Source organism: Leptotrichia sp. oral taxon 221, assembly GCF_018128245.1.
GTDB lineage: Bacteria > Fusobacteriota > Fusobacteriia > Fusobacteriales > Leptotrichiaceae > JABCPH02.
Window position 1 is genome coordinate 1,428,740 of the sequence record NZ_CP072378.1, and the last position, 20,625, is coordinate 1,449,364.

Genomic DNA, 20,625 nt, shown 5'->3' on the forward strand with positions numbered 1-20,625 from the left:
TAATTAAAAAAAAAAAAAAAACTAATAAAACAAAGCAGATTAAAATTATAATCTATATGATATAAGGTATAATTTTTAGTGAATAAAATAACATAAAGGAGTTGAAAATCTATGAAAATAGTATTTAAAATTTTGGCTTTAATTTTATTAAGTATGACAATAGTAAGCTGTGAGTTACTTGATCCAAAATTGTGGGCAGAGGTTAAAAGAGAAGAAGACATGTTAGGTAGTGAATATAATGGTAATAGAACTGAAAATTTAAGACCACATTGTCTTGTTGACAGAAATGGACGTATGAAAGAGTGTAGAACAGTACCTTATAAAGATAGAAGGCTTATAAATTGTTCCTCAAAATATAGTACAAGAGGAAAAATTTGTGAATATGCAGATTATTAAGAAAATACAAAAAACAAAAATTAGGAGTGGTTACTATGAATAGAATATTTAAAATATTTCTTTTAGCATTGGTTGGAGCTAGTTTATCTAGTTGTTTCCTTTTCCCTAGTACAGTTGGATATACTGAAGATTGTAGTGGGGATGATTGTGAATACCATTACTATTCTCATTAAGAAATAGACACAAATTATTAACTTAACTGCACCCTAAAATTACATTATAGTATGAAGGTGCAGTTTTTTTGTTAAGAAAATTTAGTTCTCCATTGACTTTTTACCATTAATTATTTTATAACATATAAAACTTTTATAGCTTTTCCCTATCAATAAACCCTTATTTTATCGTATCCTTATCACTTTTAATATATTTTTCAAAAAAAATAAAAAATTTTTTTTAAAAAGTGTTGACATTTTTTTCATAATATGATATAACATATCTGTTAGCAACCAAAGAGATAGAGTGCTAATAAAAAGTAAGATAAATTTATTAATAAAAAGGTGATATATATGGAACAAAACTTTACGCAAAAAAGTATGAGTGCCATCTCGGAAGCTCATAACTTTGCGATTAGATATAAACATTCCGAGATAAAAACGGAGCATTTACTTCTTGCTTTGATTAATCAAATGGATGGACTTATTCCTAACATTCTACAAAAGATGGGAATTAATCCTACCGAATTGACTAAAAAGCTTGAGGCAAAATTGAATAGTATGCCGAAAATTGAAGGTGGAGTTGGTGAAGTAAGACCGAACGCTGAAGTTAATAGAATAATTGTCGGTGCTGAAGATTATGCTAAAAAGATGGGTGACAGCTACATTAGTACAGAGCACTTGTTTCTTGCGGCATTTGATAACAACTCTTTCTTGAAGGAAAATGGCGTTAATAAAAAACAATTTGAAAATGTATTAAATGAAGTTAGAGGAGGTAGAAAAATTATGACAGACAACCCTGAAAGTACTTACGAAGCATTAGATAAGTTTGGTAAGGATTTGGTTGAGTTGGCGAGAAAAGGTAAATTGGACCCAATAATTGGTCGTGATCAGGAAATTCGTCGTGCAATCCAAATTTTATCAAGAAGAAATAAAAATAATCCGATTTTAATTGGGGAACCTGGTGTTGGTAAAACTGCTATCGCCGAAGGAATTGCTCAGAGAATCTTGAAAGGAGATGTGCCTGAAAACTTGAAGGATAAAACAATCTTTTCATTGGATTTAGGAGCGTTGGTAGCTGGTGCTAAATATCGTGGGGAATTTGAAGAAAGATTAAAAGCGGTTCTTGAAGAAATTGAAAATAGTGAAGGTAGAATAATTTTATTCATTGATGAAGTTCATAACATCGTTGGAGCTGGGAAAACTGAAGGTTCAATGGATGCTGGAAACCTTTTAAAACCAATGCTTGCTCGTGGTGAAGTAAAAGTAATTGGTGCAACAACAATTGATGAATATAGAAAATATATTGAAAAAGATGCGGCTCTTGAAAGAAGATTCCAACCAGTAATGGTTAATGAGCCAACAATTGAAGATACAATTTCAATTCTTCGTGGATTGAAGGAAAAATTTGAAATCTTCCATGGAATTAGAATAACTGACAATGCGATAGTTACTGCTGCAACAATGAGTGACAGATATATTAATGACAGATTTTTGCCAGATAAAGCGATTGACTTGATTGATGAAGCTGCTGCGAAGGTAAAAACTGAAATTAATTCGATGCCAGTTGAATTGGATGAAATTACAAGAAGATTGATGCAATTGGAAATTGAAAAAGTTGCATTGAGTAAAGAAACTGACAAGGCTTCTAAAGAAAGATTGACTACTCTTGAAAAGGAAATTGCTGATTTGAAGGATGAAGAAAAAGAATTGAAATCACAATGGGAAAGAGAAAAACAAGAAGCTGGAAAAGTTGCTAAAATTAATGAAGAAATTGAAAAAATTAAATTGCAAATTGAAGAAGCTCAAAGAAAAAATGACTATAATAAATTGGCTGAACTTCAATATGGTAAATTGCCAGAATTAGAAAAACAAAAAGAAGCTGAAGAAGAAAAAGCTAAAGATAATTCTTCTGTTGCAAATAAATTATTGAAACAAGAAATTGACAGTGAAGAAATTGCTGAAGTTGTAGGAAAATGGACAGGAATTCCAGTTGCGAAATTGTTGCAAGGGGAAAGAGAAAAAATCTTACACTTGGCTGAACATATGATGAAAAGAGTAATTGGACAAGATGATGCAATCAAAACTATTAGCGATACAATCATTCGTTCTCGTGCTGGATTAAAAGATCCAAACAGACCAATCGGTTCGTTCATATTCTTAGGACCTACTGGTGTTGGTAAAACTTATTTGACTAAGACATTAGCATTTAACTTGTTTGATGATGAAGACAATATTGTAAGAATTGATATGTCGGAATATATGGATAAATTCAGCGTCACTAGATTAATAGGAGCGCCTCCAGGATATGTTGGATACGAAGAAGGTGGACAATTAACAGAAGCTGTTAGAAGAAAACCTTATTCTGTAATCCTATTTGATGAAATTGAAAAAGCACATCCTGATGTATTCAATGTATTGTTACAATTATTAGACGACGGTAGACTTACTGACGGTAAAGGTAAAATCGTTGACTTCAAAAACACAATTGTAATTATGACATCAAACATTGGTAGTGAAATCATCTTGAATGACCCAATGGTAAGCGAACCTACAAAAGAAGCCGTTTTAGATGAAATGAAACATAGATTTAAACCAGAATTCTTAAACAGAATTGACGATATCATTGTGTTTAAAGCATTAGGAAAAGAAAGCGTTAAAAACATTGTTAATCTTATCCTTGAAGGTATTAACGAAAGATTGAAAGAACAATACATCAAAGTTGAATTTACTGATAAAGCGTTGGATTACATCGTAGACGAAGCATACGACCCAGCTTACGGTGCAAGACCATTGAAACGATTTGTGCAAAAGGATATTGAAACTAATTTATCTAAAATGATTTTAGGTGGAGAAGTTCCTGAAAATAGTGTTGTTAAAGTTGATAGTGATGGTAAAGATTTGATTTATAAAGTAGAAAAATAAAAGAAAATAATTTTAGATTAGTCTTTTGAAATTAATTCTTAAAAATTAATTTTCTAAAAACAGAAAAGGAAGTATCAGAAGTGGTACTTCTTTTTTGTATTTATACTTGAATCTATTTAAAATCAAATTACTAAAATTATATAAATTTAGATTTTGAGTAAGGAGACATAACTTTTGAGTTTAATCTTAAAGTAGTTTTACTATAATATGAATGAAATATAACATTTTACTAAATTTTATCAAAATTATATTACTCTACAATTTAACAAAAAAATTAAACTACCACAGTTGAATTTTGTAAAATAATAAGATAAAATACAAATAAAGATTATTTGAAGTATATTTTCAAGAAGGAGAATTAACTATGAAAAAAGATTTAAAATGGGATAGATAACTGTTATTAAAAATATATAAAAAACAAAAATATATATTAATAATTGTATAGAAAACCCCTATTTCAGTAGCAATGCTGAGATAGCTTGAATTTAAAACTAGGAAACCCTAAAGATTTAGATAACTACAGCATAGCTGGAAACAGCAAGTGCGAATGTGGCGAAAGCAGAAAAAATATTTAAATATGAACTATGGTGAAATAAAAGCTATATACTTAATCAGTTATTGAGATGTGACATCTGATTATTTATATAGTCCTAAGGTTACGTTAAATATAAAAAATCAATAACATAGTATTTAACTATTACAATGGGTGTTTAGTTACCAATCATCTAAGGCTAGTTAAGTTATGATGAAGGTTCAACGACTAGGTGGTTGAGCCACCCTTTTAAAAAAAGATAACTAGAAAAAAACTAGGAAAGTAAAACTGTAAGCAGATATATTGACACGGCTTTATATCAATGACAGAAGAAAAATATTCACAGCCTTAATTTTTTAAGGTTGAACAAATAGTCTACACTAATATGAAAATATTAGAAGTCTACCAGCAATGGAAAGACTGCTTTGATAGTTGCGCATCAAGGTGAATGCATAAAAAGTCTATAATAAAATATAAAATAAACAAGAAAATGTTGATTTTTGTATATTGTTATGCTATGCTAATATCAAGGAGTGATAAAAGATGTTAAGTATAGGAAAATTTGCAAAATCTTTAGGAGTGAGTATTCAAACTCTAAGAAACTGGGATAAGGAAGGAAAATTAAAACCTACTTATGTTACAGAAAATGGATATAGATACTATTCCGAAGATTTACTAAATAAATTTAGAAATATCAAAAATGTTAATAAAATAAAGAAAAAAAATATATTATATGCAAGAGTGTCTACTAAGAATCAAAAAGATGAATTAAATAGACAAATTGATAATCTAAAGCAATATGCTTATAGTAAAGGATATTCTTTTGAAATAATAACTGATATTGGAAGTGGAATAAATTATAAAAAAGAAGGTCTTTTAAAAATGATAAATTTAGTTGAATGTGGAGAAGTTGACAGAATAATTGTCTTATATAAAGACAGACTTATAAGATTTGGCTATGATTTAATTGAATACATTTGCAAACTTAATGATACTAAAATAGAAATAGTAGATAATTCTACTATTTCTAAGGAACAGGAACTAACAGAAGATTTAATACAAATTATAACTGTTTTTGCAAACAAACTGTATGGAGCAAGAAGAAAAAAAACAATTAATTTGATAAAGAGTGTAAAAGAAAATGCTGATAGGTAAAAAAATCAGAATAAAAACAACTCCTGAACTAGAAATATTATTTAGAAAATGTGCAGGTGTTGCAAGATTTTCTTACAATCTAATGATTAGTTTAAATAATAGTTCCCAAAAGTTTATTAAGGAAAGTGATGTGCGAAAATATGTAACGCAGTTAAAAAAACAGGACAATTACAGCTGGTTAAAAGAAGTTAGTGCTAATATCCCTAAACAGGCAATAAAAAACTGTGGGAAAGCATACTCCGATTATTTCAAAAAGTTAAGAGGAAAACCTAAATTTAAAAAGAAATTCAAAAATGACCGTTTCTATGTGAATTATGAGAGCTTGAAAAAAACAAATTTAGGATTTAAAGCTGAAAAATTAGGAGAAATAAGAACTAGCGAACCATTACCTGAAGCCAAACAATATTATAATCCATATATTGTATATGACAATAAATATTGGTATCTAACATTTTCTATTGAAACAGAGTGTATAAAAGAGCAATTAAATGATTTTACACTTGGAATTGATTTAGGAATAAAGCATTTTGTAGTAACATCACAAAATGAAATTATACCAAATATAAATAAGACTTTGACAATGAAAAAACTTTACAAGAAAATAAAAAGATACCAAAGAAAACTTACAAAGTGTTTAAAAAATAGTTTTAATAGAATTAAAGTTTTAAAACAGCTTAGGCGATTGTTTAGAAGACAAAAAAATATCAGAAATAATCATATACATCAAGCAACTTCACATTTGGTAAAAACCAAGCCAAGTAAAATAGTTGTTGAGTATTTGAGAGTTTCTAATATACTTAAAAACAAAAGATTATCAAAAGCAATATCTGAAAGTGGATTTTATGAATTTAGAAGACAACTTGAATATAAATGTAAATTAAGAAATATTAAATTTATGTTAGCAGATACATTTTTTCCAAGTAGTAAAAAATGTTCTAACTGTGGAAATATAAAAAAAGATTTAACATTGAAAGATAGAACTTATAAATGCGATTGCTGTGGTCTTGAAATAGATAGAGACTATAATGCAAGTCTTAATTTAAGCAAATTATAATAACAATATGAAAAATTAATATACCGTTCGATATGCGGGAATTTAAGTCTGTGGAGAGTTAGAAAAACTTGTCAATTTTATTCGGCAAGAACTTTATGAAACAGAAAGTTGAATTAGTGATAATCAACATAATAAAAGTTTATTTTGATTTTTATAGACTTTTTATATCGGCAGTTTTAGGAACAGGAATAATTGCTAATGAAATGGCACAAGCTCTTGAAAAAATGGGTAAAAATCTTTATGCAGTTGCTAACAGAACTCATGGAAAAGCTGTAGATCTTGCGAAAAAATATGGGGTTGAAAAAGTTTATGATAAAATAGAAGATATGTTTTCTGATGATGAAACTGATATTATCTACATTGCTACATCTCATAATACGCACATAAAGTTTATGATTGAAGCATTGAAAAATGGAAAACATGTATTATGCGAAAAATCAATTTCATTAAATAGCGAAGAATTGGAAGAAGCTGTAAAATTGGCAAAAGAAAAAAATCTTATCTTAGGCGAAGCAATGACAATTTTTAATATGCCACTTTATACTGAACTTTTGGAAATTGTAAATTCTGGAAAACTTGGCGATGTGAAAATGATACAAGTTAATTTTGGAAGTTACAAGGAATATGATATGACAAACAGATTTTTCAATAGAAATCTTGCAGGAGGAGCGTTGCTTGATATAGGTGTTTATGCAATTTCAATTACAAGATTATTCATGACTTCAAAACCTAATAACGTACTTTCTCAAGTGAAATATGCACCAACAGGAGTGGACGAACAAGTAGGTATAATTATGATGAATAAAGAACAACAAATGTCAACAATCGCTCTTACACTTCATTCAAAACAGCCAAAAAGAGTTGTAATCGCTTGTGAAAAAGCATACATTGAAATCACAGAATATCCAAGAGCTGACAAAGCTAAAATCGTTTATACTGAAACAGGTGAAGTTCAAGAAATTCTATCAGGAATAACAGCAAATGCACTTCAATATGAACTTCAAAATATGGAAGAATCTGTAAGAACTGGAATTAATAAAATGAAACTTGATTATACGGTGGATGTTATGGATATTATGACAAAATTGCGTAAAGAGTGGGGAATGACTTATCCTGAAGAGGAAGTGTAAACTTTTTTGTATAAATAACTGAGAGTGTCCAGAATTTGTGTAAACTATAGTAAAACTGCTTTAAAATTAGACTCAAAAACTATAACTATTTTATTCAACTCTTAAATTTAAATAATTTTAAATAGTTTAATTTTAGTTACACAAAAATTTTTACACTCTCTTTATACAAAAATTTTGCATTTTCTCAAATTTTTTTGTGCTTTTTTATACTACTCAAAAAAAGTCTCATATTTTTACACTTTCTTATCCTACTAAAAAAAGAAACTAATCTAAAAAATTTCTTTTTTAAACTAGTTCCTTTCAATTTTAAACTAAACAAAACTTATTTTTTGATATTTAATACAACAGTTTCTCCAGCTACAGCTGTTCCTTCTTCTACTCCATTTAAGTCAGAATATTCTTCGAAGTTAGAAATAATTACTGGTGTAATTATTGATTTAGCGTTAGCTTTTAAGAAATCATAATCGTATTTGATTAATGGATCTCCAGCTTTAACTACTGTTCCTTCTTCTGCTAATCTTTCAAAACCTTTTCCTTCTAATTGTACTGTGTCCATTCCAAAGTGAACAAAAATTTCAATTCCTTCAGGTGTTACAATACTAAAAGCGTGATTTGTTTCGAAAACTTTTTCTAATCTTCCAGAAGCAGGTGATAACATAGTTCCTGATGCGTTTGGTTCGATAGCAACACCGTCTCCAATCATTTTTTGAGCAAATACATCATCAGGTACTTTAGATAATGGTAATAATTTACCAGAAATTGGTGCTAAAATTTTCCCATTAAATTCTTGAGCTTTTCCTTCTTCTTTTTTATTTCCGCCTTTTAAAAAATCAAATAATCCCATTTTACATTCCTCCATTATATTAATCATTGTTTTAGTTTAATGTCTAATAAATATTAACACATATAACATAATTAGTCAATTTTTTATTTAAAATTTTTTTATTTTCTTTAATTTTTTTTATTTTAAAGATTTACATTTAATAAATTTCAAATATTTTTCTACTTTATTTGTTCCCGATATTTTTTCTAATAAACCTCTTTCTCTATCCCTTCATCATCCCAATATTCCTCACTTTCCCAGTATTCTCTTTCTTCCCTATCTTCAAATTCTGACTCATCAGATTCTGCTCTTTCTCGTTCATTTTCTTCTTCATCTAGTTTTTCTAGCTCTTTTTTTGACAAAACATTGGGATAATGATTTCCTGTTGTATTATTGATAAATTTCTTTTCCGCTCTATCTTCCATATTACGACGCAAAGGAAGATATTTATTCATTTCCAGCCACTTAGCTTCTTCCTTCATAGCTTCAAACTTTTTATCATCTTGAATACTTCTTGCAGATTTTGGATTTGTATATTTAGTTGTCATACTTTCAACAAGATTTCCATTGTAATCTATTGTACAATAAAGATTTCCGTTCATTATATATGCATCGTAACTTTTATTTATTGTTCGGTGAGTTTTTTTACTTTTTACTTCAGCATTTTCAAAGACATAAAATTTTTTCCCGTTAGAAAGAGTGTACTTTTTTATTCTATCTGCTTTTATATAAATAAATTTATCTGAATATATAGCATTTTTTGCAAAGGAATATTTTGAGTCTAAAATAAAATATATTTTTGCTCTAATTTCACCAGGATTACCAAAATTGTTAATTTTTTCTGCTATTTTAGTAAAACTTTTAAAATATTGTTCAAAAAATAAAAAATCATCTTCAATTTTTTTATTACTTTTTTCAGATTCTTCTTCTCTTTTCAACTGTTCCTTTTCCATTTCTATTTTTCTCTTTCTAGTTTCTTGAATCAAATAATTTCTTTTATAATTTTTATAAACAAAATTTAAAAAAAATATTAAAATAATGACTCCTATCATCAAAAAAAGAAAAATTATTTTTGATTTAATCTGAAAATTTTCTTTTAAAAATTTTTTCATTTTAGATCATTCCTCACATTATTGTACTATTTCAAATTTTCTTTTAAAATCATCATAACTTTTAACCCAGTTAAACTTAATATTTTTTGAAACAGCTTCAAAATGAAGTTTTCCACATTTTATCTTGCTTTTTTCAACAGAAGTCAAATCTTTTTCTTCCTTATCTGCCTTCGTTTCAACAATAAAATATATTCCAACATTGTTTTCACTGTTTTCTGAAGAATTTTTATAGATGATTGCCCAGTCTGGAGAATAGTTTCCATATGGAGTATCTATTACAAAGCCACCTTTTTTTAGTTTTGTAAACATAAGTACATTTTCATCATTTTCCAGTTTTTCTGCAAATTCCTTTTCTCCATCACTATCAAGTTTATAATAATCATTTAAACTTCTACTACCTTTTTTAGCTTGAAATAATCTTCTTTTATTTTCAAAATCTTCTTCATTTATTTTATTATCCACTTCAAAGATTTTCTCTGTATCTGTCACATATCCATCTATCACTTCGTATTCAAAAACTTTTTCAGCTTTCATTTCATTTAAGTTTTCAAGCAATATTTCAGTAACATTCTCCAATACATCTTGAATATTCAATGCTTTCCTTTTTTCTTTTTCAAGTCCACTTATTATTTTTAATATCGCTAATCTTGGAAGCATTGTGTGATACATTATGTAATTTGCTATTTCAAAATCACTTTTTGTAGCCACTTCAATTTTAGAAAATTCAATTTCTTTATTACCGTATTTCTCAGTATTAAATTTACCTGTATCATCGTAGTTTCCTTTTGCTTCCGTCAATTCTACAACTTGCTTCAAATCAAAATTACTTATATAACTATTTATTTTTTCTATACTACTTTTTATATACTTTTCATTATCAATTTTACATTTATAAATTGCCTTTTTACTAAGATTTGTTCCTAATTCCTCAAAAAGATTTTGGAATTCCTTTTCAGAAACAAAACTTCTTTGCTTATTAATAATCGGCTCATTATCTCCATTTGCTATTTCAATACGGTTTGTACCTTTTTCCACCATATATTTCACAAAATTTTCAGCAATTTGTATTGAATGTTCCTGTAAAGTTTCATTTGAAAATTGTATTTCTTTTATTTCCTCTTCCCCATTTTTCAAAAGCACATTGTTAGAATCCATCACTTTTTTTTCAATCAATTCTTTCTTAAATTCATCTACCAGTTCCGAAGTAATCTTAATTTTAGGAATACCTGCTTTTTCAAGAGTTACAAGTAAAAGATCCGATGTAACTTCATTTTTATTCATATTCTTATTAAAATCTTCTTGAAGCATTCTTGAAAAATTTTCATAACTATCATTTGCAATAACAGTAAGTTCATTTACATTCCTATCAAGACATCTATTTCCAGTCACATCTACAGGAAGTCTAAGGCCCCTACCAATTTCTTGTTTTTTAGCAATCTCACTGCTTCCATTTTTCAATGTACACAAAGTAAACACATTTGGATTATCCCAACCTTCTCTAAGAGCAGAATGTGAAAAAATAAAAGCTAATGGCTCATTAAAAGAAATCAATTCATCTTTTTTCTCTAGAATAAGTTCTATTCCTCTATCAATATCCTCTTGTGATTTTGCCTTTGGTTCATCTTCATTTTTATATTCCACCTCAACTTCATTTTTCTTCTTATCTAATGCAAAATATCCTTCTCGAACCAAATTAGCATCCTTATAACTAGGAAAATAATTTTTGTACTCCTCTATTTTCTTCTCATTTTTTTCTATAAAATTTGAATACTCCTCATCAAATATTTCCAGATACTCTCCTTTCCCCTCAGAAGCTTCACTATCCCTAACTTTCTTAACTTCATCAATAAAAAATAATGTTAAAGTCTTTATTTTCTTGCCTTCTTCCAAAATCTCAAATTGCTTTTGAAAATGATTTTCTATAGCAAGACGAATCTGAATACGAATAATATCTTTACTCTCTAACTTCTTATTGCTCTCTCCTAATGCTAATTCAAAATCTCCGTAATTAGTAGCAATTTTCAATGACTTCTCTTTATGAGGTTGTTCTGCAATAAACATATCTTTATACTGTGGCAATCCTCCTGATAATTCATACAAAGAAACACCATTTTCTACATTAAAACTCTTAAATCTAATACTTTCTCCTTGAACTTGAGAAAACATCTCTATTCGTGCCTTACAATCTTTCGTAAAATAAGTATACCTAATATACGGAAAATCTTTAGAAATAACACTATTTATGGTTTTTACACGAATCTTTTTTACCAAATTCTTTTTATACGCCTCATAAGAATCCAGTTTATACACCTGATTATACAAATTTTTATGTGTAGCCGAATAACGAAGTGTAAATAACGGCTCCAACTCTTCTATCGCCTTTAATGATTGTGATTTTTTCTTTTTAGTCCCTTCTATTTTCTGTGGTTCATCAATAAACACGATCGGTCTTACAAATTTTATGTCTCTCCATAAATTTTTAGCATATTCATCATCCTTACGAATTTTATTCGAATCCTTATTAAACGCCTGAATATTCATAACACAAATACTCAAATTATTCTCTTCCACAAAATTATTTACTTTTCCTAAATTATTACTGTCATAAATAAAACTATATTTAGACAAATCCACATTATATAGTCTTTTAAAATGATCTCTTAATTGTTCAATAGATTTTTCCACTCCTTTACGAATCGCCACAGACGGAACTACAATCATAAATTTCTTAAATCCATACTCCTTATGCAACTCCAATATCGTACGTAAATAAACATAAGTTTTCCCAGTCCCCGTTTCCATCTCAACTGTAAAATCTTTTTCATGTTTCTTATAAGTCTCTTCGTTAGTAAAAAGTCCATTTTTCAACTGAACTTTCTTCAAATTCTGAAAAAGTTTATTCCCTCTAACAATATCAATATTTCTCACAGGATCTTTTTCAGTAAGCCTTGTTTTTCTTATCCTCTCAGCATAAATGCTATCCAACGATTTTGGCAATCCTCTAAATAACTCTACAACAGAATCTACCGCCTTTTTCTGATATTCCAAATTATCATCAAATTGGAATATTATTTTATTTGACATTTTTTCCTCCTTTTTTTTAACAATAAAAAAGCCTCGATTATCATTTTTGATAAAAGAGACTTTTTAAAATTTATTTTTTTAATTTTCACTATAATACTTTTTTACTAATTTCATCGCAGCTTCATCATCTATATACATCTCAATATATGATAATTGTTTTGCTCCCAATGTTTTTTTATAATGTTCTATCAAGTTAGTTTTTGCTAAAAATGAAACATAGCCATCATAACCTTTTTCAAAACTTATCCTTGCTATCTCAGCAAATAAATGTCCACCAACTCCTAGATATTCTTTACTTTTTAAAATATTTTTAGGGTTATGACGATTATTAAACGGAGCAATTTCAACTAACACAACTTCTAATAATTGTCTTTCCTTATTCTCATAATATTCGACTATTCCTTGTAATCTTTTATCATTTTCAGCAAATAATCCTAAAATTTTATTTTCTTTTTTACTTTCCTCTATCCAATTGAATTCCCAATTTTCAAAATTATAATCCTGTATACTAATTTCTTTTACTTTTGTTTTTACAATTTTATTATCTTTTGTTCTAATCAGACACTGAGTTAATAAATCTATATCTATTTTTACTAATTTTTTATTCCTCAATTTATCCCACCCATTTTTATTTTATTCTAAACATTTCCAATTCTTTCTCTGTCAAACCATTTTCAATATGATTTTTTTTTATATATTCATTGGCTTTTCGAATATCATAATAAGCCTCTGTTTCTCTAGGTAATACATAAAAACCAATATCGTCAAAATCTTTTATACTTTCAAAATTCATTTTTTCAAAAATTTTTTCAGCTTTAGCTCTATTACTGAACATTTTTACCACTCTCCCCTTTTTTAACTTTATTTTCATTTTTATAATATCATATATATTTTAGAGTGTCAATTAGATTTCTAACATATAATCTGAAGATTAAAGCAATAAAAGGATTTTCTTTATTCTTCTATCAAATCATGTTCTACTAATTTTACTTTTCCTGATTCAATATCTGTAATAATTTTTTCTAAATATTTCATGTTACTTTCAGAATAAAATAGTTCTTCTACTTCTTTTTCTGTATTTTTATCAATGTTAGAATTAGTTATTTTTTGTGTCATGTTAATCACCTTCCTTAGTTGTAAGTGTATTTTGTAGTTTTAATTTTGTCAATTGCTTTCTTTACAAAAAATATACAATATACATACATTTGTTATAATAATTTAAAGTTGTCTTTTCTATTTAATACACACATATACAATGATATTAATAATACAAAGTATCACTAATATTGAATAAAGCAAGTATTTATTTTCATCAAAAAAACTTGTATCTCCACCTGTTTTTTCTATATTTTCTGCCATTCCAATTTTAGAAAATTCAAAATAAATCCCATAATTAAATTTGCAATCATTCTTAAATTCTCTTTCTTTATAATGGTTTTATGTCTCTTTTTATTTAGTTGTCATTGTCCTTTTTTATAAAATGATTACTATTTTTAATTCTTTCTATCATTTTCAATTATTGAAATCATATATTCTGATATTATTATAGAGGAATTTAAAACTAATCTCGCATGATGCTCTAAAATACCTACTCTTTGGGTTCCAATACCATGAGAATCACTATTATGATTTCTTATTTCTCCAATAGCACTTACAATAGAATACAATCCCGAAATTAATTTTCTTATTCTCTCACCTAAATTTTTATCTTCATCCATTTTATATATTTGACGAAATTCACTAAACAATTTATTAATATCACCTTTATTTGTTTGTGGATCCATATTTTTCTTTTCTATTCCATAACAAAAAATTTCTTCTAACAAAGTCCGTGACTTTGTAACCACAGCTTCATAATTATTTTTCTCTAAATCTATTAAAGTTTTGCTCTCAAGTTTTTTTATATAATTAAAATCAATAAATTCAATATTATTTATTTTTTTTATTGATTTTTCACTAACTTCCATAATATAAAAACTATCATCTATTTTTTCTAACTTTTTATTTGCAGTATTAAGTATGTTATTTATATCATTTATTGCTTTTTTTACTATTTCATCATACTTTTCTTTTTTTTCATTAAATTGTTCTTTATTAAAAAGATATGTCAACAATTTATTTATAGTTTTATTTTCTATGCAATGATTTAAGAGTTTAGACATGTATTTCCATCTACTTTCTCCATCATTCTGAATTAAATTAAATAATTTTGATATTTCAATTATCTGTGGTCCGCTTAAATATGGCATAAATTCTATTTTATTTTTATCTGTATGTTCTCCGCCAATTAAAATATGTATTATAGATTTTTGATCTAAAATTTTAAATTCAGTATTATCATCCATCTTTATTTTACCTTCCTTCCCTTAGATAAACTCAACCCTATAACTAACCTTACTCTCTCCAGAATTTCTCTCAATCAAACTTCTCAACTTCCTAAAAGTCTCATCCTTCAATGAAATATTATCCTTAAATGCTGAATCTCTGAATACAAATTTTATTGGTAACGGATCTAATGAAGCTAATTTTTCCACCATTTCCTCTGTTATTTCTGTTTCAAGGCAAATCAAGTATGTACTTGCATATAGATAAGTCCTATTTCCAATATCTGTCAATACTTCCAGACTTTCTGACAATGGAACATCATTCTGTCTTAACATTATTTCATAAACAATATCAATATCATTGCTTCCAAGCACAAAATCCAATGAATCAGGGTCATTAAAAGAATATTGACTTTCTTCATTGAAATTTTCCAAGTCGTACCATTTTATATTTGTATCATCCACTTTAAATACTTTAAATCCAATATCTGGAACTTTTTTAGGCTCTTCTCCAAGTTTCAGATTAGAATTATATTCTTCTATTTCCTGTTTTATCTTTTCTCCAGCACGTCTGATTCTTTCTTTTCCAATTTCTGCAATATTTTTATATCCAGCCTTAAATGCTTCTGATTTTTCATCAGTTGTTTCAGGTAATTGAACCATTATATATTTTCTATTTCCATCATCTTCACTGTTTAACTGCATAACAGCATGAGCTGTTGTTGCTGAACCTGAGAAGAAATCTAAAATAGTGTCTTTTTTTTCAATAATCATACTTATAATTTTTTTCATTAAATATATAGGCTTAGCATAATTAAAAATATCATCTAACTCTAAATTTGATAATTCTTTTGAACTATTGTCATAGTTTATTTCTTTTTCAATCCATAAACTTTTAACTTTTCTTGTTTTTTCATTAGTTAAGTAATCTTTTTGAAAAACATCATATCTATCCTTAACTCTTTTTACGATTAATAATTTTTTATCTTTTTCAATTTTTTCTTTACTCCATCTCCATGTTCCTAAAGTTCCATTTTCAAATTTTGGAATTATTTCAATATCTGTTTCTAATTTTTTTACTGTATAAAAATCGTTTATTTTTTCATTATAGTATATTGGAAAATGTAAAGTAGGAGATTCTGCCGCCGTTGCTCTACCTCCTCTTAATCTCAATCCTAATAATCTATAATTCCCATACTCATCACTATTTTTATATTCTTTTTTTTGTTCTTCTGTTAATTTTTCACCAAATACTTTTAAAAAATTATAGTTCTTAGAATACATAACTAAATATTCGTGTGTTTGTGCTATAAATTGACTAGATTGTCTACCTCTCGGATTAGACATAATAGGGACTGATGCTACAAAATTCTCCTCCCCAAAAATCTCATCACACAATCTCTTCAAATTAGCCTGCTCATTATCATCAATACTTATAAATATCACACCATCATCAGTCAGTAAATCCCTAGCCAGTTTCAATCTTGGATACATCATATTCAGCCAGTTTGCATGATATCTGTTAGTTGATTTCTGATTTTTCTGTAGTTTTTCATTATTTTCTGATATTATTCCCTCTGCCTTGTCGCTTTCTTCCTTGTCCATTTTAAAAGTATCATTATAGACAAAATCATTTCCTGTATTGTAAGGCGGGTCAATATATATCATTTTTATTGAATTGTAATAATTCTGTCTTAACAGTTTCAATACTTCCAGATTATCTCCTTCGATATATATATTTTCTGTTGTATCAGCATTTTTACTATCTTTTTCCACAAATTTCAATGTTTTATTTCCTATCCCCTGTTGTGCCGTTTTCTTTGCATTTTGTTTCCCTGACCAGTTTAACTCATATTTTTCAGTTGTTACTTCTTCAAAATCTCCCAGTTCTTCCTTCAATGCCTTTATATCCAGCTGTCCATCCTTTATAGCAGATGGAAATAATTGCTCCAGTGCTTTTAAATTATCATTTACTATGTCATTTATCTCTTTTTTTATTTTATTATTTTCCATTTTTCCTCCAAAATTCTAATATTTATCCAATTCAGAAATTATCTCTCTAATTTTCTTATTAATTTCTACTTTCTCACTATTTCTAATAGTTGATTTCATTTTTTCCTTGTACATCACAAGATTTTTAAACTTTTCAAAAATATCATTCATTTTATTTCTGTCATACCATATTAAACTTTCTAAAATATTCCTTGATTTCTGATAATACTTTCTATTTTTTAAAATGTAATTTCTTATAAACATCTCCGAATAGAAATTAACTTTGTTAGTGCGATTCAGGATTTTAGAATAGTCTAAAACTCCTTCCACTTCCCTTTTTGCTGAACCTGACATTGACAAATCAAATATTTCAGTCATTACAGTATCTGTAACTACTATTTCATTTCTATCATTTTGATTTAGTCTTTTTAAAGCTAGTGAATACAACTCTTTTGAATTATCGTAAAATCTTAATACACAAGGTGTTTTTATTGATTCCTGATATAGATTGGCAAGAAATCCAGCTTTTTTTATATCAGTTATTTCAAAATCAAAATACTGAATTACCTTAAAATTATATTTTTCATCTTCTACACTTGGAATCTCCTCATCATTTATCATATATTTCAATGTTACTGATTTTATATATTCTTTTATTTTCTTTTTTTCAATAGGCTTAAATTCCTTCAGAATAAGATTCTTCAATTTTATTTCCTGATTTACTTCATATCTTTCTGGCATATTTATCATTTAACCCACCACCAGAAAAGATACCAACTCAAAATCATCTGTTGTATCATCTTTAAAATTGTTATTAAATCCTGAAAAATCAAATACTGTCTGAACAGCCTTTTCTTCCTCTTCACCTTTTATACTGTTTACCGCAGTATTAAGCAATTCAGAATAAAATCCCATTTCAGTAGCATTTTTCGTATTTTTAAAGAACTCCTTTAAAACTTTTTCCTGAACTTCATTTTTTTCATAGCATAACTGTCTAAAAAGTTTTATAACTTCCCTTGCCTGACTATTTTTAAATAGAATTTCTTTGTTGTTGTCCACAAAAATCAGGTAATAAGGATAAAGGGAACTGTCATTCTTAGGTTTAGCATCATTTTTACTATGTTTAAAGCAGAATAATACTCCTTTTTGTTCACCTTCAGTTACAGAATAAATTCCTTTAGGTATTTTGCTTATTTCCTTATGATTATTTACATAATTTGAAAGTTCGTACAAATACTCATTCATATTCAAATCTGTCAACGAAATATTCTCATTTGTATCCTCTATGTCAATTACTTCTTCCTTCAATTTTTCTAATTGTCTCTTTCTAAAATTAAAGTCATTCATTTCAGGATTAAGCATATCTTCATCCCCAGTAGAAGCTATATTTAATGTTGTCATTTTCCCTTTAACTCTTCTCTCCAAATCTAAATACTCATTCAAATCTGCATTTGGGAAAAAATTAATCATTTGTATATTATCATTTTTACTTCCAATTCTATCTATTCTTCCAAATCTCTGAATAAGTGACACAGGATTCCATTGAATATCAAAGTTTATTACTGTATCACAATCTTGCAAATTCTGTCCTTCTGAAATACAGTCTGTTGCAACTATAATATCTATTTGTTCATCTTGAGGAATTTCAATCTTCAGTTTAGATTTTGGTGAAAATGCACTCAAAATACTGTGAAAATCCTCTTTTACTTTTTTATTCGAAGTTTTTACTCCTTTACCTGTAACACTTGCAATGCTAATATTTTTCCCCTCGAATTTTTTTAACAACTTAGAATAGATATAGTTTGCTGTATCGGCAAATGCTGTAAAAATCAATATTTTTCTATTTTCTGGATTATACGGTGTGTTATCAACTTTATTTCCTACAATTTTTTCTAATTCATGAATCTTGTTATCCCTATCTTCTTTCAATAAAATCAATGTTTCATCATATATTCTTTTTACAATATCTCTATCGTTATACAACTCCTCAAGATAGGCATTTATTCTCAAATCTTCTACCTTTATTTCATATTTACTTCTTTCAATATAGATTTCATCTTCATTTTCCACATCAAGATTTTCTTCAATCTGCTGTCCCTTATTTAAATTTTCTATTGTCTGATCAATATTTTCAATCAATCTTTTCAAGGTTTCAGAAAATGAAAAAACTGAACTTTCCAATCTTTTAAACAAGTTTGTTCTATGCAAATATACAAGACCTTTCGACTGTGTATCAAAATCCATTTTTCCACCACGATTCCCTGATAACTTATACTTATTGATATAATAATTTAATTTTTCACTTTTTATAAATTTAGTTGGTGTGTAAACTGATAAATTTAATTCTTCTAAAATAGAATTTGTATTTTTAAAATTCAATAACTGGTTTTGACTATCAATTTCTGGATAATATGTAATCGGCTTATTCTTTTGAGGAAATTTCCCTATATTTTTTGTTCCATAATAATTTGTAATATGTTTTCTGCTTCTTGATATTGTCATCATTTCTAGCAATTTATAAAAATCTGACGGCAAATTATCCAGTAACTCATCTTTTTTCTGACTTCCTTCTTTTTCCCAGTCATTTATAACTTGTGTCGCTTTTTTCAGTAAATATCCCACACTCGAAATACCTTGTTCACTAAATGCATCATCATGATCTGATGTTATAATTGAAATTTGATTTTTTAAATCTACAAGACTATTATTTACTGGAGTTGCAGACAATAAAAGGACTTTCGTATTTTTCCCGCTTTTTATTACATCATGAAGTAATTTAAAATATCTATTCATTATTAATTCATCATTCTCATCATATTTAGCAATTCTATTTCTAAAATTATGAGACTCATCAATAACTACTAAATCAAATTTTGACCAGTCAAATCTACTTAATTCATAACCTGATTTTGATTCTCCCTTGGTTCTTGATAAATCTGTATGAAACATAATTTTATAATTAAACATTTCATTCAAAAAACTATCTTTATAATTTCCTGTAAAAGAACGCCAGTTATCGTATAATTTTGCTGGTGTAAGAACTAATACATTATCATTTCTTATTTCAAAATATTTAATCACAGCAAGTGCTTCAAATGTTTTTCCCAATCCTACTGAATCAGCAATTATACATCCACCATATTTCTGTAATTTCTGTATAGCAGAAACGACACAATCCTTCTGAAAATCAAAAAGCGAATTCCAAATTTCAGTCTTTTTAAATTTCTCACTATCATTTTCAAATCTTTCAATTCCGCTATCCAGCCTATCTCCAAACAATTCATTTAATGTGAAATAATACAAAAATTCAGGGTTATAATTTTTATAAACAAATTCTAGACTTTCTAATAGTTCCTGTTTATAATCTTGTGTTACATCATTGTTATTCCAAATTTCATCATATATTTTCGACATGCCAAGTATCTGGGATTTTTCTGATTCTCCTTTTATTGTTGTATCAAAATCGTAGCGATTTACTCTTTTTTCATATATTTCAAGTGATGATGTCCCCTGAATCATAAAATCATCATCAATTATTAAAATATTCCCGTTTACTTTCTGATATGGCTTTACTTTTCTGACATTTACATTATTTTTTATAAAATCATACATAGCCTTTGCCTTAGCAAAATGCTTCAACTTATTTTTTTCCTTTATATCATAAGAATTGTACAAAATATCATTAGGTGTTATCTCAAATTCTCTTGATATTTCATTATTTTTAGGAATAAACTTCGTATCTCTTATAATAAAATTTATTTCCTTCACATTTTTTAAATTTTTTTCCAGTGCCGTAAAAACTGATATGGTTAATTTATCATTAATGATATTCACCACAGCATTTTCTTTTTCCGATAAAACTTCATTTATCTTCTCAATAAACTTTTTCGCTGAATTTCCCATTCTTTCACTATCCCTCTATATACAAGTTTTTACAACCTCGATT

General features: G+C 27.4%; 15 protein-coding genes. 5 read left to right on the forward strand and 10 right to left on the reverse strand.

All coding sequences use genetic code 11. The annotated features are described in order from the left end of the window. The first annotated feature begins 111 nt into the window (after window positions 1-111). From J4863_RS06360 to J4863_RS06380, 5 genes are all read left to right on the forward strand, one after another. Entirely contained in the window at window positions 112-396 is a 285-nt protein-coding gene (locus J4863_RS06360; RefSeq protein ID WP_211617957.1) for a hypothetical protein, read from the forward strand. A gap of 506 nt (window positions 397-902) precedes the next feature. After that, window positions 903-3,473, forward strand: coding sequence for an ATP-dependent chaperone ClpB (clpB, locus tag J4863_RS06365; RefSeq protein WP_178937610.1), 2,571 nt, complete (start codon window positions 903-905; stop codon window positions 3,471-3,473). A gap of 1,075 nt (window positions 3,474-4,548) precedes the next feature. Further along, window positions 4,549-5,160 (forward strand): IS607 family transposase, encoded by a 612-nt coding sequence (locus tag J4863_RS06370; protein ID WP_211617958.1) that lies wholly within the window; start codon window positions 4,549-4,551, stop codon window positions 5,158-5,160. Beyond that, on the forward strand, window positions 5,147-6,214 hold the full coding sequence (locus J4863_RS06375) for an RNA-guided endonuclease TnpB family protein (protein WP_211617959.1): 1,068 nt from the start codon (window positions 5,147-5,149) through the stop codon (window positions 6,212-6,214). Before J4863_RS06370 ends, J4863_RS06375 begins: the two co-directional genes overlap by 14 nt. A 95-nt stretch (window positions 6,215-6,309) precedes the next feature. Next, on the forward strand, window positions 6,310-7,344 hold the full coding sequence (locus tag J4863_RS06380) for a Gfo/Idh/MocA family protein (protein ID WP_249111486.1): 1,035 nt from the start codon (window positions 6,310-6,312) through the stop codon (window positions 7,342-7,344). Window positions 7,345-7,666: 322 nt separating this feature from the next. On the opposite strand, the gene J4863_RS06385 is transcribed toward J4863_RS06380, so the two are convergent. The 10 genes from J4863_RS06385 to J4863_RS06430 all read right to left on the reverse strand — a co-directional run bounded on the left by J4863_RS06385 (window position 7,667) and on the right by J4863_RS06430 (window position 20,582). Continuing rightward, the gene (locus J4863_RS06385) at window positions 7,667-8,188 is read right to left on the reverse strand and encodes a glucose PTS transporter subunit IIA (RefSeq protein WP_211617960.1); all 522 of its coding nucleotides are present in this window, start codon (window positions 8,186-8,188) and stop codon (window positions 7,667-7,669) included. Window positions 8,189-8,373: 185 nt separating this feature from the next. Then, window positions 8,374-9,120 (reverse strand): hypothetical protein, encoded by a 747-nt coding sequence (locus J4863_RS06390; RefSeq protein ID WP_211617961.1) that lies wholly within the window; start codon window positions 9,118-9,120, stop codon window positions 8,374-8,376. A gap of 177 nt (window positions 9,121-9,297) precedes the next feature. After that, window positions 9,298-12,363 (reverse strand): DEAD/DEAH box helicase family protein, encoded by a 3,066-nt coding sequence (locus J4863_RS06395; RefSeq protein ID WP_211617962.1) that lies wholly within the window; start codon window positions 12,361-12,363, stop codon window positions 9,298-9,300. A 78-nt stretch (window positions 12,364-12,441) separates the two neighbouring features. Further along, window positions 12,442-12,975, reverse strand: a complete 534-nt coding sequence (locus tag J4863_RS06400) for a hypothetical protein (RefSeq protein ID WP_211617963.1) — start codon at window positions 12,973-12,975, stop codon at window positions 12,442-12,444. Between the two features lie 16 nt (window positions 12,976-12,991). Continuing rightward, window positions 12,992-13,198: a hypothetical protein gene (locus J4863_RS06405; RefSeq protein WP_147004461.1), complete on the reverse strand. Its 207-nt coding sequence runs from the start codon at window positions 13,196-13,198 to the stop codon at window positions 12,992-12,994. Between the two features lie 119 nt (window positions 13,199-13,317). Next, window positions 13,318-13,479 carry a hypothetical protein gene (locus J4863_RS06410; RefSeq protein ID WP_211617964.1) on the reverse strand — a complete coding sequence of 54 codons (162 nt, stop codon included), beginning with the start codon at window positions 13,477-13,479 and terminating at the stop codon, window positions 13,318-13,320. A gap of 377 nt (window positions 13,480-13,856) precedes the next feature. After that, window positions 13,857-14,708 carry an abortive infection family protein gene (locus tag J4863_RS06415; RefSeq protein ID WP_211617965.1) on the reverse strand — a complete coding sequence of 284 codons (852 nt, stop codon included), beginning with the start codon at window positions 14,706-14,708 and terminating at the stop codon, window positions 13,857-13,859. A gap of 21 nt (window positions 14,709-14,729) precedes the next feature. Next, window positions 14,730-16,700: a site-specific DNA-methyltransferase gene (locus J4863_RS06420; RefSeq protein ID WP_211617966.1), complete on the reverse strand. Its 1,971-nt coding sequence runs from the start codon at window positions 16,698-16,700 to the stop codon at window positions 14,730-14,732. 15 nt (window positions 16,701-16,715) lie between these two features. After that, window positions 16,716-17,429, reverse strand: a complete 714-nt coding sequence (locus tag J4863_RS06425) for a DUF4391 domain-containing protein (RefSeq protein WP_211617967.1) — start codon at window positions 17,427-17,429, stop codon at window positions 16,716-16,718. Next, window positions 17,430-20,582: a helicase-related protein gene (locus tag J4863_RS06430; RefSeq protein ID WP_211617968.1), complete on the reverse strand. Its 3,153-nt coding sequence runs from the start codon at window positions 20,580-20,582 to the stop codon at window positions 17,430-17,432. Window positions 20,583-20,625: the final 43 nt, after the last annotated feature.

Coding starts and splice junctions, on each gene's coding strand:
- J4863_RS06370 (WP_211617958.1), top strand. CDS start 4,549: ATGTTAAGTATAGGAAAATTTGCAAAATCTTTAGGAGTGAGTATTCAA.
- J4863_RS06425 (WP_211617967.1), bottom strand. CDS start 17,429: ATGATAAATATGCCAGAAAGATATGAAGTAAATCAGGAAATAAAATTG.
- clpB (WP_178937610.1), top strand. CDS start 903: ATGGAACAAAACTTTACGCAAAAAAGTATGAGTGCCATCTCGGAAGCT.
- J4863_RS06420 (WP_211617966.1), bottom strand. CDS start 16,700: ATGGAAAATAATAAAATAAAAAAAGAGATAAATGACATAGTAAATGAT.
- J4863_RS06415 (WP_211617965.1), bottom strand. CDS start 14,708: ATGGATGATAATACTGAATTTAAAATTTTAGATCAAAAATCTATAATA.
- J4863_RS06360 (WP_211617957.1), top strand. CDS start 112: ATGAAAATAGTATTTAAAATTTTGGCTTTAATTTTATTAAGTATGACA.
- J4863_RS06375 (WP_211617959.1), top strand. CDS start 5,147: ATGCTGATAGGTAAAAAAATCAGAATAAAAACAACTCCTGAACTAGAA.
- J4863_RS06430 (WP_211617968.1), bottom strand. CDS start 20,582: ATGGGAAATTCAGCGAAAAAGTTTATTGAGAAGATAAATGAAGTTTTA.
- J4863_RS06410 (WP_211617964.1), bottom strand. CDS start 13,479: ATGACACAAAAAATAACTAATTCTAACATTGATAAAAATACAGAAAAA.
- J4863_RS06405 (WP_147004461.1), bottom strand. CDS start 13,198: ATGTTCAGTAATAGAGCTAAAGCTGAAAAAATTTTTGAAAAAATGAAT.
- J4863_RS06380 (WP_249111486.1), top strand. CDS start 6,310: ATGAAACAGAAAGTTGAATTAGTGATAATCAACATAATAAAAGTTTAT.
- J4863_RS06395 (WP_211617962.1), bottom strand. CDS start 12,363: ATGTCAAATAAAATAATATTCCAATTTGATGATAATTTGGAATATCAG.
- J4863_RS06390 (WP_211617961.1), bottom strand. CDS start 9,120: ATGGAAAAGGAACAGTTGAAAAGAGAAGAAGAATCTGAAAAAAGTAAT.
- J4863_RS06385 (WP_211617960.1), bottom strand. CDS start 8,188: ATGGGATTATTTGATTTTTTAAAAGGCGGAAATAAAAAAGAAGAAGGA.